The 15,416-nt window shown below is 69.5% G+C and carries 12 protein-coding genes; 4 read left to right on the top strand and 8 right to left on the bottom strand.

What is annotated here, in order from left to right; translation table 11 throughout:
• Positions 1–31: 31 nt before the first annotated feature.
• The 8 genes from ACFVVO_RS28050 to leuA all read right to left on the bottom strand — a co-directional run bounded on the left by ACFVVO_RS28050 (position 32) and on the right by leuA (position 11,075).
• Positions 32–442: an Imm50 family immunity protein gene (locus tag ACFVVO_RS28050; RefSeq protein ID WP_390058480.1), complete on the bottom strand. Its 411-nt coding sequence runs from the start codon at positions 440–442 to the stop codon at positions 32–34.
• Entirely contained in the window at positions 429–932 is a 504-nt protein-coding gene (locus tag ACFVVO_RS28045; RefSeq protein WP_390058478.1) for an Imm50 family immunity protein, read from the bottom strand. Before ACFVVO_RS28045 ends, ACFVVO_RS28050 begins: the two co-directional genes overlap by 14 nt.
• Positions 922–5,619 (bottom strand): putative T7SS-secreted protein, encoded by a 4,698-nt coding sequence (locus ACFVVO_RS28040; RefSeq protein WP_390058476.1) that lies wholly within the window; start codon positions 5,617–5,619, stop codon positions 922–924. The genes ACFVVO_RS28045 and ACFVVO_RS28040 overlap by 11 nt, the downstream gene beginning before the upstream one ends.
• Positions 5,619–6,251, bottom strand: a complete 633-nt coding sequence (locus ACFVVO_RS28035) for a hypothetical protein (protein ID WP_390058474.1) — start codon at positions 6,249–6,251, stop codon at positions 5,619–5,621. Before ACFVVO_RS28035 ends, ACFVVO_RS28040 begins: the two co-directional genes overlap by 1 nt.
• Positions 6,248–7,096, bottom strand: a complete 849-nt coding sequence (locus ACFVVO_RS28030; protein ID WP_390058472.1) for a hypothetical protein — start codon at positions 7,094–7,096, stop codon at positions 6,248–6,250. Before ACFVVO_RS28030 ends, ACFVVO_RS28035 begins: the two co-directional genes overlap by 4 nt.
• Before the next feature lie 134 nt (positions 7,097–7,230).
• Positions 7,231–8,418: an exo-alpha-sialidase gene (locus tag ACFVVO_RS28025; RefSeq protein WP_390058470.1), complete on the bottom strand. Its 1,188-nt coding sequence runs from the start codon at positions 8,416–8,418 to the stop codon at positions 7,231–7,233.
• 55 nt (positions 8,419–8,473) lie between these two features.
• Positions 8,474–9,169 carry a TerB family tellurite resistance protein gene (locus ACFVVO_RS28020; protein ID WP_390058468.1) on the bottom strand — a complete coding sequence of 232 codons (696 nt, stop codon included), beginning with the start codon at positions 9,167–9,169 and terminating at the stop codon, positions 8,474–8,476.
• A gap of 184 nt (positions 9,170–9,353) precedes the next feature.
• Positions 9,354–11,075 carry a 2-isopropylmalate synthase gene (gene leuA, locus ACFVVO_RS28015; RefSeq protein WP_390058466.1) on the bottom strand — a complete coding sequence of 574 codons (1,722 nt, stop codon included), beginning with the start codon at positions 11,073–11,075 and terminating at the stop codon, positions 9,354–9,356.
• Between the two features lie 352 nt (positions 11,076–11,427).
• Between leuA and ACFVVO_RS28010 the strand changes: the two genes are divergently transcribed.
• From ACFVVO_RS28010 to ACFVVO_RS27995, 4 genes are all read left to right on the top strand, one after another.
• Positions 11,428–12,498: a M4 family metallopeptidase gene (locus ACFVVO_RS28010; protein ID WP_390058464.1), complete on the top strand. Its 1,071-nt coding sequence runs from the start codon at positions 11,428–11,430 to the stop codon at positions 12,496–12,498.
• A gap of 21 nt (positions 12,499–12,519) precedes the next feature.
• Complete coding sequence (locus ACFVVO_RS28005; protein WP_351659553.1) at positions 12,520–12,786, top strand: protealysin inhibitor emfourin; 267 nt, start codon at positions 12,520–12,522, stop codon at positions 12,784–12,786.
• Between the two features lie 67 nt (positions 12,787–12,853).
• Complete coding sequence (locus ACFVVO_RS28000; RefSeq protein ID WP_390058462.1) at positions 12,854–14,167, top strand: GH1 family beta-glucosidase; 1,314 nt, start codon at positions 12,854–12,856, stop codon at positions 14,165–14,167.
• Complete coding sequence (locus ACFVVO_RS27995) at positions 14,164–15,414, top strand: MFS transporter (RefSeq protein WP_390058460.1); 1,251 nt, start codon at positions 14,164–14,166, stop codon at positions 15,412–15,414. The genes ACFVVO_RS28000 and ACFVVO_RS27995 overlap by 4 nt, the downstream gene beginning before the upstream one ends.
• Positions 15,415–15,416 lie beyond the last annotated feature (2 nt).

The raw sequence follows: 15,416 nt of genomic DNA, 5'->3' as shown, positions 1-15,416 counted from the left end.
GGGTGGACGTGATGGGCTCCAGGGCGAATTCTCATGGAACGTCAGAAGCCAGGTATACGCGGGTACGCGCCAATCGCATCGACGAAGCCACGAAATGAACGCCCGACCCTGTGCCACCCAAGGAAACTTTGATCGCTTCCCCGGGCACAGTCACGAAATCGACCTCCCGGGCTTCTCGCATACCCCATCCGTTGACCTGGAAGTCCGTCACGCCGGAAAACAACAGATAGAACTCGAATCTGTTGTAGGCCACCTCGCTCCATTCCAATCTGGGGCATGAAGGCAGCCTCATTGTATCGAACCCTACGGTCACGGAATTATCGCGCTCATCAGCGTGAACGTAGAAAAGCTCACAGTCATCGAGAGCGGGCGAGTGGCCCTCGTAAAGCCCACCCAGCACCGATGGATCCCCCACGAGCCGCTGCCACTCAGATGCGGCCATAGTAGGTCCTCTCCCAAGTCTCGGGCAGGGAAACGTGCCGACGAGTATCAATTCGACTCACAAACGAATGCGGACCGACGTCAGACCCGTCCACACCGGCCCTGAAAGCGCTTATATGGCCTACGAGAACCGAATCACTGCAGCGGAATTCGAGTTCCAACCCGTCGCCATGAAAGCCAATATGAAGACGCTTCACTTCTTCTCCGTGGACCGCCGTCACACGACAGACCGCAGGCGGATGCCACTCCCGAATCGAGAGATCCTCGACCGCCAAAAATTGCAAGTGACACTGCACCGTATCCAACCCTGCAGCCTGCCATTCCTGCGGGGGCGCTTCAGGAAACTCCGGCAGGTCGGCGCGAATGATCAAGGTGGGGCCACGCCAGTTGATATTGAATGAGCGGACCCTGATGGCCTCTCCGATTCTTGGCACATGACCATAGATCCCTCGGAGCGCATCAGAATTCAGCAGGAATTCATCAACGGTCATAATAGTAGTGCTCCTCACATCCGGGAACCTGTCCATTCCGAGTATCCTCGAACGGTCGCACGTGAACGTGCGACGGTTGGTAACCAGGCTCGCCTGGCTTCTGATGCCCGAACCAGTGGTCCTGGAACACTATAAGGTCCTCTCCATTGGGGTGCTCGTAAACCTCCTCAGTATAAAAGATGGGCTGATGATCCTCCGTCATGAGTTGCGGAGAACCTTGCCATTCTGGCCCCCGCGCCGAGACAAAGTTGTTCACATCTATGGGCTCGGCACCTTCAGGAATTCCCGCTTCGCGCAATGCCTTAGTTTTTGCTTCATCGAGCGTCCGGCCTGCCTTTGCCGGGTAGTCCGGGGCCAGACCCAGTGGATCTGCCCCGACATTGGGGTTGTGGACGTACGCAGTTGGGTTCGGGGCAGGGGCCAGACCAAGCGGATCAGGAGTGAGGTATCGAGCGGTTTCAGAGTCGTAGTGGCGGAAGTAGTTGTAGTGGAGGCCGGTTTCCGGGTCGTAGTACTGGCCTGGGAAGCGTAGAGGTGTGTAGGCGGTGCTGTTGGCTGCCCATGCTGTTGTGCCCCATAGGGTGCTTCGGGTGCGCCAGGCGATGTTGCCGGTTTCGTCGATGAGTTCGCTGGGGGTGCCGACCAGGTCGGTGACTATGGCGAAGAAGCGGGAGTCGATCTCGTCCTGGGTGGCGTCGGCCGCTGTGATGCGTTCGGTCTGGGCGAGGGGGCGCAGGCCGTGGTGGTCCCAGGTGAGGGTGACCGGGTTGGGGAGGTCCTCGGACGTGGTGGTCTGCTCGCACAGCGTGGTGCCGTCCCAGGTGAAGTCCACCCTTTCCAGCACCGTTTCGCCGTCCTGGGCCAGGCGGAGTTTCGCTGTGCGGCGGCCCAGGGGGTCGTAGGTGTAGCGCCAGCGGGTGCCGTCCGGGGTGGTCACCGCTGTGAGGCGGTCCTCGGGGTCCCATTCGTAGCGCCAGGTGTCCGGTTTGCGGGACAGGCGGGTCTTCTGGCGGAGGGTGATGCGGCCCAGCGCGTCGTGTTCGTAGCGGACGTTGCCCGCCCTGGTGATGCGGGTGCCCACGTACGTGCGCGAGCCCGTCGCCTCGCCGCCCGGGTGGCCGGTCGGCCACTCGGCCTGGGTCTGGTTGCCCGCCTCGTCGTAGGCGTACCGTTCCGTCCAGCCGGCCGCGTGCACCGCCGTCACCCGGCCTGCCGCGTCCAGGTCGAAGCGGCGGGAGCCGGACAGGTGGTCGTCGATGCCGATCAGGTTGCCGTCGGCCCGGTAGGAGTACGTCCGGTGCTGCACCGTTCGGTCCCCGACGCCGGTCACCGACTGGGTCGTCAGGCGGCCCAGGGGGTCGAAGGTGTGGTCAAGGGTGATCGTCCCGCCGATGTGGCGGGACAGTTCGCGGCCTGCCTCGTCGTAGGTGAAGTCGATGGCATGGCCCGAGGCGGCCACCATGCCGGTGCGGCGGCCCGCGGCATCGTACGACCAGGTCGTCGTGGCACCGGTCGGGGTCGTGCGGCCGGCACGGCGACCGAGGGCGTCGTACGTGTACGTCAGGATGCGGTCGTTGACCGTCTCGGAGTGCAGGCGGCCGTAGCGATCGCGCAGCAGCGTGAGTGTCGTGCCGTCCGGGCCTGTCGCCTGGGCGAGTCGGTCGGTGAAGTCGTAGGCGTAGGTCGTGACCTGGCCGGCCGCGTCCTTGCGGAGTACCTGGCCGAGGTCATTGCGTTCGAAGGTCAGCGTCTCGCCGAGAGTGTTTCTGCGTGCGGTGAGGCGGCCGGCGGGGTCGTAGGTGTACGCAAGCGTGCGGTCGTCGAAGTCGGTCTCGGTGAGCAGGCGGCCCGCCGGGTCGTACTCGTACGTCCAGGTCAGGCCCTGCGGGTTCGTGACCTTCGTCAGCCGCAGTTCCATGTCGTGGGCGAACTCGTAACGCACCCCGTCCGGGCCGGTGCGCGCCGTCAGCAGGTCGAAGTGGGTGTACTCGAAACGGGAGACGCCGCCCAACGGATCGGTGTGGCTCGTGCAGTTGCCCTCACCGTCGTACGCCCACGTCTCCGTCGTGCCGTCGGGCGCCGTGCGGCGGGTCAGATGGCCCTCGACCGTCCATTCGAGACGCGTTGTGGCACCTGTGGGGTCCGTGACTGCGGTCGGGCGGCCCATCGCGTCACGTGCGTAGCGGGTCGTGGCACCCAGCGCGTCCGTGACCTCGACCGGAAGGCCCGCGCGATCACACACGATCGTCGTCGTGCTGCCCAGGGGATTGGTCACAGAGGTCAGATGGCCGGCCTCGGTGTACGTGAAGTGGGTCGTCCGGCCCGCCGGGTCCGTCACCGCCGTGCGGTTGCCGCGCTCGTCGTAGGTCTGACGGACCACCGAGCCGTCGGGGTTGACCACCTTCACTGGGAGGCAGAGTTCGTTGTACTCAGCTCGTGACTCACGGCCGTCCGGGCGTGTGACCGCTGTGGGGTTGCCGGACTCGTCGTAGTGGAAAGCGGTCCGATGGCCCAGGGGGTCGGTATGGGCGAGGAGACGGCGATAGCGGTCGTGTTCGAACCGGGTCACCGCGCCGAGTGGGTCGATCTCTGCGACCACCTGGCAGTCGTCGCCGATCAAGTAGCGGCGGGTGTGGCCCTCGGCGGTGGTCGCGGTGGTTACGCGCAGACCGGTCTCGGGGTCGATCTCGTCGTAGGACAGACGCAGGGTCATGTGGCCGTGCGTGCCACCCTCGGCTATGCAGCGATCCTGGTCGTCGTACGTGTAGGTGTAGCCGCGATCGTTCGTGTCCGTCCACGAGACCACACGGCCCGCCTCGTCGTACGTGAAACGCAGTGGCAGGCCGGAGGAGTTGATGACCTCCGTCAGGTTGCCGTCCGTGTAGCCATAGCGCTTCAACTCCTGCCCGGTGCTTGCCAGGTGCAGAGCCGTGACCCGGTCCGCCTCCGTCGATATGCGCACGTCGTGGCCTGCGCTGGACACGATCCCGAGGGGGGTGCCCTCGGAGTCGTACTCGAAGGTGAGCCAGTTGCCGTTGCGGTCGTCGACCTGTTCCACAACGGCGAGATTCTCGCCCCGGTCGGCGAAATGCCAGGTGCGACGGGTTCGCGGGTCTGTGACGGAGTAGCCGCCGTCCACGCGGTCCAGGGGCCAGCGCGGGCCATGGCTCGGCAGCGTGGGCAGACCGGGGGCCGGGTGCGGGTAGGCGAGGAGCATGCCGTCCTCGGTTACGAAGACGACGCCCTCGGAGTCGACTTCCAGGCGCTGATCGATGGTCGACGACCAGGACGGGCCGAACCAGCGGCCGAAGCGGTAACCCGACTCCACACGCCGCTTGAAGACCAGAGGCAGCACGCCGGGCAGCGTCACGTCGGTCTGGGGCAGGTACATCTTGCCGGTTGTAAGATCAACCGGATCCGTCGGGTCCTTTTCGACCTTTTGGCCGGGTTCGGCAGTGTCGTGCTCGCTGGGCCTGTTCCTAGCGGTCTCTGCTGCGGAGTCGCCGCCCTCACCCTCGGCACCCGCCTCCGCCGCCCCCCGTTCCCCGGCTGCCGCCTCCTCCGCACCCTTCACACCGTCCTCGGCCACCCTGGCCCCGTCGACGGCCGCGGACTCGGCTCCCGCCTCCGGAATGAGGAACTGCGGGAGGAGTTCGCCTCCGACGCCACCGGGATCCTCAAGGAAGGAGTTCCAGAGCTGATTGCCGGTCTGGTTGGGGTGGGTGACGAAGTGGACTGCTCCACCGAGGAGCTGCATTTTGGCCTGGAGGGCTTCGTAGGGGTGCGTGATCGCGTACGGATCGAGCGGGTTCGCGTTGCGGGCCAGGTTGTTCAGGTCACCGAGTCCGCGCATGAAGCCGCCGAAGAACCGCATGTCCTCCGTCTTGGCGGCGTCCCAGGCGTCGGCGCCGTCGAGTTTGAGCTGGTTCAGGGCCGACGGCTCATGCGGAGCGTCCCGCAGGGCGGCACGCAAGCGGTCGGCGGCCTCCGCGGCGAGGTGGGTGCGCTGCCGTCGGGCGTCGGACAGGATCTGCTCGGCCGCATGCTTGGCCCCATCCCCCGGGTCCTGCTCCGACGGCTTCGGACCAGGATCCTTCTGCCCCAGCTCGACGGCGAGGTTGTACGTCTGCACCTTCTGCCGGTGCTCGTCCGAGGCGGACGTACCCTCCCGGTACTTCGCCACCGCCTCCCGCGCCTGGGCCTGCGCCCATTCCACCGTGTGCGCGAAGTTCTCCAGGGCCTCGGCGGCCTGCCCGCACGCCTCGCCGGCCTGCCGCCACTTGACCTGGTGCGTGGCGAACTTCTTACGGAACGCGTCGGCCGCCTCCCCCCTGAACTCCGAGGAGTCGAGCTTGCGCATGCCGGTCGCGACAGCGCCGAAGGATTTTCCGAAGTTCCGCAGATGGCCCGCCGTCTCACGGAGCTTGGCCGGGCTGCCGTGGATCAGCTCCTTCGGCTCCTCGGTCTCACCCAGCTGCTGCTCGTCCACGTGCGCGCCCAGCTTGGACGCGGTCTCATCACCCCAGTCGTCGACCTTGTCGGCCACACCGTGCGCACCCACATAGTCGAGCGTGTCCCCCACACCATGGGCGCCCTCGTCGATGACATGACCCGTCGCCCGTTTGGCGTGGTCGTAGCCGGACTTCACCGCCCCGGTGACACTGTTGAACTTGCTGGTGAACGACATCAGCCCTCACCCCCGCCCTGCGGACGCGGCCCCAGCAGCCCCTCCAGGGCGGCGTCACGGCCCCCGTCGTTCCCCCCGGCCCCATCCGCGAGAGACGAGGTGACCGGGTCACCCGGCATCTCGGCCGTCCCGACGTCCCAGAGCATGCTCTTGCCCGTCTCTTTGACGGAGTGCGTCAGGTTCTCGCGGTCCTTGTCGCCATAGCCCGTCGTCAGCGCGGCATGGTTGATCTGGTCCAGACTCTCCTTCTCCACCTGCTCGTTGGAGGCGAAGGGATCACCGGCGACGGAGTTGTAGGCGACCTTCAACGAGCCCTTCACATACTCGTCCGTCTGGTGGAAGGTGCCGGCCGCGAGCCCCATCGCCTCCGCCAGCGCGTTGCCCTCCCGCATCAGATCGCGTACTCCCCACTGCCAGCGCTCGCAGAAGGTGTGCAGCATCGCGCCCAGCTGGTCGTCACCGACCTGCATGCCGTCCATCTCCAGACCGGCGAAACCACGGCCCGCCCCCGCCCAGCCCTTCATCGCCCCCAGCGAATCCAGCTCGGTCAGGGATGCGTTGATACCCTCCGCGATCAACTTCAGCCCCCGCACCTGCAGATCCTGCTGTCCGCCCCCGCTCGGCGTCGTCATGACCGTTCCTCCCCCGTCAATCGTTCGGTCCCGGCATCCGAGTCCGAGTCCGTGTCCGTGTCCGTGTCCGTGTCCGGCAGACCAAGCACGCGAGATCCGGTTACGCCGTCCGGCCGGTCCACCGCCACCGCCTCCGGCACGATCCCGACGACCGGGGGCAACACCAGCCCCCGCTCCCCGTCACCCGCGTCCACCAGCACCCCGCACGGCAGCCCCATCCCGGCCACTGCGGGTACGCCCGCATCCAGCACCGCGGCACCCCACACCGCGCGGTACCGCCACGCACGGTCGCGCTCCCCGCGCGCCAGCGCATACCGCGCGAGCGAGCCCTCGTCAGTGAACGCGAGCAGCCAACGCGCCCCCTGCGTCTCCACCGTCAGAGCGGCATCGTCCTCGCCGTACGGGACGAGCACCCGGCGCCGCCGAAACTCACCCAGGCGAGCGCGGAACCGGCGACGGTGAGCCCCGAGCCGCACGGCCTGTTCCGCGGAGAGCGGCACGTCCTGCCGATCGGCCGGCTGGGCGGCTGCGGATTCCTGGGCGGCCGTCAGTGCGGGCTCGATTCCCCGTACAGACTCAGAGACGACCTGATTTGCGACAGCGAACGCATCGGACTGTGACTGCGGCTGGACTGCAGCGGGAGGCAGCGGCACACGGTCCGCATGCAGGACCGTATGCTCCGCGATATCCGACAGAGCCGACCTGGGTGGATACGCCTCGGCCTCGCCTGTCGCCCCCGTCACACCCGTAGATCCTGTCGACTCAGCGCTGCCCACAGCGCCTTCCCCCTCGCCGGCAATGTCTTGAAACGTTCGGCTGATTTCACTCAGCGAACGATCTCCCATGCTCACATGTTCGAGTTGATGCAAGCAACGTCCGTCGGCTCAACAACGGGCAAAGGATGGCCAACTGCCTCTGCAGTCGCGGCGGTTCCTATCGCGGCCCGCCTCCGTCGTGCTCCTGGCGCAGGCCACGAAGGTCAGCGCGTGGTTCGCGCCGACAGCCGACGGAACTCGATCGTCTCGTACGGCCCCTTCGTCCCCGTCTCGTACAGCAGCCCGACCGTGTCCGCGTCGACCCGGACGAGGTCGGAGTAGGCGGCGGGCCGGTCGGAAACGGTGAGTGCCCTGGCGAAGGTCCGCCCGCCGTCGCTGCTGTGCCACAGCGCCATCGCCCGGCGGGCCGTGGGCACTGAGGGCGCGGAGAACAGCAACGGGGCTTGCGCGCCCGGTAGTTGCAGAACGCTGCCCTGGACCACCGGGACGTCGTTCAGCGTGCTCTGGACGGCGTAGGGGCCGTCCAGGGTCTCGCCCGCGTCGCTCGACCAGGCGTCGAGCCGGTTTCCGGGGCTGCTGCCGTTCTGGTCGCGGGAGGAGAAGTACAGGCGGCCGTCCGGGAGTTGGGCGGCGCTGGTCTCGTTGGCGTTGGTCACGCCGTCGTAGCCGTCGTCCACGAAGCCCAGGTGCCAGGTGCGGCCGCCGTCGTCGCTGTAGAGGGCGTGGGCGCCGTAGTACCGGGGCTCCTGGCCGGTGTCGGGGGAGCCGGGCGGCGGCGCGGCGGAGTGGTCGGCGGGGACGAGGAGGCGTCCGGCGTGCGGGCCACGGGTCAGTGCCAGGGCGTGGCCGGGGCCGGTCGCGTACCAGCGCCAGTCCGGCGGCTTCACCGCGGCCGTGATGTCCCGCGGAGGTGTGAAGCGGCGGCCGTCGTCCTGGCCGCGCTGCACGAACACCCGGCGGCTCTGTGCGGGGGTGACCTCGCCGCGCATGATCTGCGCCTCGGTCACCGCCCCGCTGTTGTACGAGGTGACGAGGACGACCGTGCCGGTGCGCGGGTCGACCACGGGTGCCGGGTTCCCCCGGGTGTCACCCTGCCCGGCGGCCACCACCGTCAGCGGCCCCCAGGTGCAGCCGCCGTCGGCGGAGCGGCGCAGCACGACGTCGATGTCGCCGCTGTCCCCGGCGCCGTCGTGCCGGCCCTCGGCGAAGGCCAGCACCGTGCCACGCCCGGTGACGACGGCCGCGGGGATGCGGTAGGTGTCGTAGCCGCCTTCTCCGGCCGTGTACGGCACCGAGGAGACACAGCCGGGCGCGGACCGGGCGGGGTGGACGGCGGTGAGCGGGGCGAGGAACGCGGTGGCGACGACGAGGGCGCGGCTCAGCGGGGTCACGGCTCCATGCTCCCCGCACTCACCGGTCGTTGCTCACGGGCTTGCCCCAGGAGTGTCAGGACGGCGTCCGGGCGGCGGCCAGCAGCCTGCTGACGTCGTCGGCGCAGATGGTGAGGGCGGCGCCGACGGTGGTGAGGGCGTCGCGTTCGGCGGGGGTGTAGGGGCCGTCGGCCAGGGCGATGCGGGCGGCGTCGAGGAACAGGGACTCGCGGCCGGCCGGGGCGAGGTGCGGGGCGAGCGGATCCAGGGCCTCGTGCAGCTCTATGGCGAGGCTCGCGCCGCACGGTCCGCCGAGGATCCGGCCGGTGTCGGCGGCGAGTGCATCGACCAGGGCGGCCAGCCGGTCCTCGGTGCACTCCTGGAAGCCGGCGGCGCGGACGGTGCCGGTGGCCGTCTCCAGGGCCGTGCGGGCGGAGGTGCCGCCCGCGGCGAGGACGGCGAGGGCGACGGTGTGCACCGCGTCGCGGAGCATCGCGGAGAAGCGGCGGGTGGTGGGGTGGTCGAGGACCTCGGTGCCGTAGTGGTGGCCGCAGGCGGCGCACTCCACGACCGGTCCGGTGGCGCCGCGCGGCAGCAGGGGCACGCCGAGGAGGGTGAGGCGGCGGCGGCCGGAGAGCCGCTGGTAGTTGCGGTCGCCCCCGCAGCCCGGGCAGTAGAACTCGCCGTCCCCGACGGGTGTCCAGGCGGTGCGGGTGCCCAGGATGCGCGCAGCCCTGGCGGCACGGCCGTCTCGTCCCCGTACTGGCAGCACGTCGCACCTCCGTAACCGCGCGGCAACATCGCAGCGCTTGCGTGATGTTAGCCACATCCCGGAGGCTGAGTCAGTACCCCGTACGAGACCTTTCCGTGACCTGCTCGGCGCGATGGCCGATATACGACGGGGCCCCGGCCGCCGTATACAGCGGCCGGGGCCCCGAAAAGCCCGGTCAGAGGGGTCAGCGGGCCGCGCGGTTCACCGCGGAGACGACGGCCTTCAGCGACGCACGCGTCGTGTTCGCGTCGATGCCGATGCCCCACAGAACCTTGTCGTCGATCGCGCACTCGATGTAGGAGGCGGCCTGCGCGGAGGCGCCCTCGCTCATCGTGTGCTCCTGGTAGTCCAGCAGGCGTACGTCGATGCCGATGGACTGCAGGGCGTCGAAGAAGGCGGAGATCGGGCCGTTGCCGGAGCCGGTCAGGACGGTGTCCTCGCCGTCGACGGTCGCCTCCACGGTCAGCGTGTCCACGCCGTCCGTGTCCGTGGTCGACTGGCCCGTGCGGACCTGGATGCGGCCCCACGGGTTCTGCGGGTTCGGCAGGTACTCGTCCTGGAAGGTCGCCCAGATGTCCTTCGGCGTGATCTCGCCGCCGTCGGCGTCCGTCTTGGCCTGGATGAGCCTGGAGAACTCGATCTGCATCCGGCGCGGCAGGTCCAGCTTGTGGTCGTTCTTCAGGACGTAGGAGACACCGCCCTTGCCGGACTGCGAGTTGACCCGGATGACCGCCTCGTAGGAGCGGCCGACGTCCTTGGGGTCGATCGGCAGGTACGGCACCGCCCACTCGATGTCGTCGACGGTGACGCCCTTGGCCTTCGCGTCGGCCTCCATGGCGTCGAAGCCCTTCTTGATGGCGTCCTGGTGGGAGCCGGAGAAGGACGTGTAGACCAGGTCGCCCACGTACGGGTGGCGCGGGTGGACCTCCATCTGGTTGCAGTACTCCCACGTACGACGGATCTCGTCGATGTCGGAGAAGTCGATCTGCGGGTCGACGCCCTGCGAGAACAGGTTCATGCCCAGGGTGACCAGGTCGACGTTGCCGGTGCGCTCGCCCTGGCCGAACAGGCAGCCCTCGACGCGGTCGGCGCCGGCCATCAGCGCCAGCTCGGCGGCGGCGACGGCCGTGCCGCGGTCGTTGTGCGGGTGGACGGACAGGCAGACGTACTCGCGCCGGGACAGGTTGCGGTGCATCCACTCGAACCGGTCGGCGTGCGTGGACGGCGTCGAACGCTCCACCGTGGCGGGCAGGTTGAGGATGATCTCGCGACCCGGGCCCGGCTGGTAGACGTCCATCACCGCCTCGCAGACCTCCAGCGCGAAGTCCAGCTCGGTGTCGGTGAAGATCTCCGGGGAGTACTGGTAGCCGAACTCCGTCTCCGGGCCCAGCAGTTTCTCGGCGTACTCCATCACCAGGCGGGTGCCGTCGACGGCGATCTGCTTGATGTCGTCCTTGGAGCCGCGGAAGACGACCCGGCGGAACACCGGAGCGGTCGCGTTGTACAGGTGGACGGTGGCCCGCCTGGCGCCCTTCAGGGACTCCACGGTCCGCTCGATCAGGTCCTCGCGGGCCTGGGTCAGGACGGAGATCGTCACGTCCTCGGGGATCGCGCCCTCTTCCTCGATGATCGAGCGTACGAAGTCGAAGTCGGTCTGGCCGGAGGCGGGGAAGCCGACCTCGATCTCCTTGTAGCCCAGCGCCACCAGCTGGTCGAACATCCGGCGCTTGCGCTCGGGCGACATCGGGTCGATCAGGGCCTGGTTGCCGTCGCGCAGGTCGGTGGAGAGCCAGCGGGGGGCGACGGTGATCCGCTTCTCCGGCCAGGTGCGGTCCGGGATGCCGACCTGCTCGTACCGGCCGTACTTGTGGATCGGCATGGAACTGGGCTGCTGGCGGTTCGCCATGATGCGTGGGCTCCTCAGGGTGTCCGGATGTCCGAGTGGACGGCCGACGACGCAACGCCAGAGCTCCGCGGGGAGGGGGTCGGCCTTGTCTACAGGCCCTCGCCGCGGCAGCTAAGGAGAAGCAGCCCGAAACGCATGATGCTCCGCAGCCTAGCCGAGCCGCACCGGATGCGCGGGCCTGTCCCAGTATGCGGGACCGCCGGGACCAATCGGACATAAAGTGTGTGATCCCACTCGGCGACCACCATCTCTTACCACTCCGTGACGCAGCGCGACGACGAATGTCCGGGTATTTCACCAATCATGGTTGCGAGTAGTGACAGTGGTGTCACACAGTGCGATGGTGCCGAGTATGACCACCAACGGGGGCTTCGAGCCCGTCTTCTGCACGATCGTCCCGCCGCACGTCCTCGACCGGCTCGCGCAGGCCGAGGACTCCGCGCTCTCCGGCCCCGCCCGCCGGTCCCTGGAGCACGACGCCTACCAGCGCACCAAGCGCCGCCTGACCACGGTGCTCGGCGCGCCCGCCGTCGCCCCGCCCATCGGCGCCGCCGCCGACCGGCCGCACCGCACCGTCTACGACGCCCGGCACCGGCAGGACCTGCCCGGCGCCAAGGTCCGCGAGGAGGGCTCCGAGCCGGGCACGGACGCCTCGGTCAACCGCGCCTACGCGGGTCTCGGCGCCACCTTCGACCTGTATCTGAAGGCCTACGGCCGTAACTCCATCGACGGCGAGGGTCTGCCGCTGGACGCCAGCGTGCACTTCGGCACCGACTACGACAACGCCTTCTGGAACGGCGAGCAGATGGTGTTCGGCGACGGGGACAACGAGATCTTCCTGGACTTCACCATCCCGGTCGACGTCATCGGCCACGAGCTGACCCACGGCGTCACCCAGCACACCGCCAACCTCACCTACTTCGGCCAGCCAGGCGCGCTCAACGAGTCGCTGTCCGACGTCTTCGGCTCGCTGATCAAGCAGTACAGCCTCGGCCAGACCGCCGCCGAGGCCGACTGGCTGATCGGCGCGGGCCTGCTCGCCCCGAGCGTGCACGGCACCGCCCTGCGCTCGATGAAGGCACCGGGCACGGCGTACGACGACCCGAACCTCGGCAAGGACCCGCAGCCGGCGACCATGGAGCACTACGTCCGCACCGGCCGCGACAACGGCGGCGTGCACATCAACTCCGGCATCCCCAACCACGCGTTCTACCTGGTCGCCACCGCCATGGGCGGCCACTCCTGGGAGAAGGCCGGACAGCTCTGGTACGACGTGCTGACCGGCGGCGAGCTGAAGCAGCAGGCCCTGTTCACGGACTTCGCCACGCTGACCGTCAAGGCGGCCCGCGAGCGGTACGGCGCAGGCGACGAGCTCGAGGCCGTGCGCAAGGCCTGGGAGCAGGTCGGGGTGCGGACGCTCTAGTTCCGTACTAGACAGGCACCCATGCGTATTCAGGTACGGCGCACGGGCGGTTTCGCGGGCATCGAGCGCCGGGCCGAGGTGGACACCTCGGCCCGGCCCGACGACCGGGAGTGGCAGTCCCTGGCCGAACGGGTCCTGGCCTCCGGCAGGCCCACGCCACCGGCGGGGGTACCGGACGGCTTCGCCTACGAGATCACGGTCGACGGCCGCACGGTGTACGCGGCCGACCCCCGACTGACCGAGGAACAGAGGGAGTTGATCACGAGGGTGCTGAAGGAGGGGGCCTAGCCGCCGCGCGCGCCAGTTCCCGCCGGGGCGTTGACTTCCGTTACCGGCGGTACGGATGATCCGGGCCATGGCGACTGACGCAGGCAAGGCGATTCCCCGTTTCCCGGCCGGCTTCCTGTGGGGCGTGTCGACCTCGGCCCATCAGATCGAGGGGGCGGCCGACGAGCGGGAGCCGTCCGTGTGGGACGTGTTCACGGCCGGGCCGGGGCGGGTGAAGGACGGTTCGACGGCGGCGGTGGCCTGCGACCACTACCACCGCTACCGGGAGGACGTGGCGCTGCTCGCCGGGCTCGGCGTGGACGCGTACCGCTTCTCCGTGTCCTGGCCCCGGGTGAACTCCCCCGGCGGCCTCGACTTCTACGACCGGCTGGTGGACGAGCTGTGCGCGGCGGGGGTGCGGCCCGTGCCCACCCTCTTCCACTGGGACCTGCCGGCCGGCCTGGACTGGCTGGAGCGGGACACGGCCGCCCGGTTCGCCGAGTACGTGTCCCTGGTCGCCGGACGGCTCGGCGACCGGGTGGGCAAGTGGATCACGCTCAACGAGCCGGCCGAGCACACCCTGCTGGGCCACGCCCTCGGCGTGCACGCCCCCGGCCGGAAGCTGCTGTTCGACGCGCTCCCCGTCGCCCACCACCAGCTCCTCGCCCACGGCCTCGCGGTGGGGGCCCTGCGCGCGGCCGGGGCGGCGGACATCGGCATCGCCAACTCCCACGGCCCGACCTGGCCGGCCTCCGGGGACCCCGCCGACCAGGAGGCGGCGGGCTTCTACGACCTGCTGCTCAACCGCCTGTTCGCCGAACCGGTCCTGCTGGGCGCGTACCCGGAGGGCGTCGGCGAGCTGATGCCGGGGGACGTGGAGTCCGACCTGTTGGTCATCTCCGCGCCGGTCGACTGGTACGGCGTCAACTACTACGCCCCGGCCGGGGTGGGCGCCCCGCAGGGCACCGCGACCGAGTTCGGCGGTATCGACATGCCCGCCGAACTCCCCTTCTCGGTACGGCGGATCGAGGGCCGCCCGGTGACCGACTTCGGCTGGCCGGTGGTCCCCGAGGCACTGACGGAGCTGCTGACCGGCTTCCGCGACCGGTACGGCGACCGGCTCCCGCCGATCGTCATCACCGAGAACGGCTGCTCCTACGAGGGCGTCGACGACCAGGACCGGATCGCCTACCTGGACGCCCACATCCGCGCCCTGCACACGGCACTCGAGGCGGGCGTCGACGTCCGCGGCTACTTCGTCTGGTCGCTGATGGACAACTTCGAGTGGGCGGAGGGGTACGCGCGCCGCTTCGGTCTGGTGCACGTGGACTACGAGACGCTCGAACGCACTCCCAAGGCCTCCTACCACTGGTTCCGGGACGTGCTGCGGGCACAGAGATGACCGCCGCCGCCTCCGCCGCCCTGGCCGAGCCCGTCGAGCCGGTCCGCCCGGGCTGGACGGCGGCGCTGGCGCTGGCCAACGGGGCGATCTGGGTGGGCTGGTTCGGCCCGCTGCAGATCCTGCTGGCCTCCCAGGCGAAGGACTTCGCGCCCGGCGCCGGAATGCCGAAGGAGACGATCCTGGCCTGGGTGACCGGCGCGGGCGCGGTCGTCTCGCTGCTCGCCAACCCGCTCTTCGGCGCCCTGTCCGACCGCACCACCGCCCGCCGGGGCCGCCGTACCCCGTGGATCGTGGCCGGTGCGGCGGGCGGCGCGCTCTCCCTGCTGCTGCTCGCGGGCGCGGACGGGGTGTGGACGATGGCACTGGGCTGGTGCCTGGCGCAGCTCACCCTGAACGCGGCCTTCGCGGCGGTGACGGCGGCCGTTCCGGACCGGGTGCCGCGCGGCCGGCGGGGCGCGGTGGGCGGGTGGCTGGGCGCGGCCCAGATCCTGGGTGTGGTCGGGGGCACGGGTCTGGCCACGGCGGCAGGCGGCATCGCGGCCGGGTACGTGGCGTGCGCGGTGTTCACGGCGGTGGGCGTGCTGCCGTACGTGCTGCGGTACGAGGATCTGCGGCTGGCCGGGGCGGACCGGCCGGCCTGGTCCTGGCGGGCCTTCCTGGCGGGCTTCTGGCTGAGCCCGCGCCGCCACCCCGACCTGGGCTGGGCCTGGCTGACCCGCTTCCTGATCAACCTCAGCAACGCGCTCGTCCTGCTGTACCTGCTGTACTACCTGCGGGACCGCCTCGATTACGACGATCCCGAGGAGGGCGTGCTGATCCTGACGGCCGTGAACGGTCTGACCCTGCTCGCCACGGTCGTCGTGGGCGGCGTGTGGTCGGACCGCACGGGGCGCCGCAAGCCGTTCGTGATCTGGTCGGGCGTGCAGATGGCGGTGGCGACGGCGGCCCTCGCCGCCTGGCAGACCTGGCCCGGCGCGATCGTCGCGGCGGCGGTCCTCGGGGTCGGCTTCGGGGTGTTCACCTCGGTCGACTTCGCGCTGATGACCGACGTCCTGCCGAAGGCGCTGGACCGCGGCAAGGACCTCGGCGTGATCAACGTGGCCAACGCGCTGCCGCAGGTCGCGGCGCCCGCCCTCGCCGCGCCGATCGTGACGTACCTGGGCGGCTACCGGGTGCTGTACGTGGTGGCGGCCGTGATCGGTCTGGCGGGGGCGGTGCTGGTGCGGCGGATCAGGGGCGTGGAGTGAGT

Source organism: Streptomyces sp. NPDC058145 (assembly GCF_042884245.1).
Lineage (GTDB): Bacteria > Actinomycetota > Actinomycetes > Streptomycetales > Streptomycetaceae > Streptomyces.
Note: the sequence above shows the minus strand (reverse complement) of the source record. Positions and strands in the feature narration are given on the sequence as shown.

Coding starts and splice junctions, on each gene's coding strand:
- ACFVVO_RS28050 (WP_390058480.1), bottom strand. CDS start 442: ATGGCCGCATCTGAGTGGCAGCGGCTCGTGGGGGATCCATCGGTGCTG.
- ACFVVO_RS28045 (WP_390058478.1), bottom strand. CDS start 932: ATGACCGTTGATGAATTCCTGCTGAATTCTGATGCGCTCCGAGGGATC.
- ACFVVO_RS28040 (WP_390058476.1), bottom strand. CDS start 5,619: ATGTCGTTCACCAGCAAGTTCAACAGTGTCACCGGGGCGGTGAAGTCC.
- ACFVVO_RS28035 (WP_390058474.1), bottom strand. CDS start 6,251: ATGACGACGCCGAGCGGGGGCGGACAGCAGGATCTGCAGGTGCGGGGG.
- ACFVVO_RS28030 (WP_390058472.1), bottom strand. CDS start 7,096: ATGGGAGATCGTTCGCTGAGTGAAATCAGCCGAACGTTTCAAGACATT.
- leuA (WP_390058466.1), bottom strand. CDS start 11,075: ATGGCGAACCGCCAGCAGCCCAGTTCCATGCCGATCCACAAGTACGGC.
- ACFVVO_RS28010 (WP_390058464.1), top strand. CDS start 11,428: ATGACCACCAACGGGGGCTTCGAGCCCGTCTTCTGCACGATCGTCCCG.
- ACFVVO_RS28005 (WP_351659553.1), top strand. CDS start 12,520: ATGCGTATTCAGGTACGGCGCACGGGCGGTTTCGCGGGCATCGAGCGC.
- ACFVVO_RS28000 (WP_390058462.1), top strand. CDS start 12,854: ATGGCGACTGACGCAGGCAAGGCGATTCCCCGTTTCCCGGCCGGCTTC.
- ACFVVO_RS27995 (WP_390058460.1), top strand. CDS start 14,164: ATGACCGCCGCCGCCTCCGCCGCCCTGGCCGAGCCCGTCGAGCCGGTC.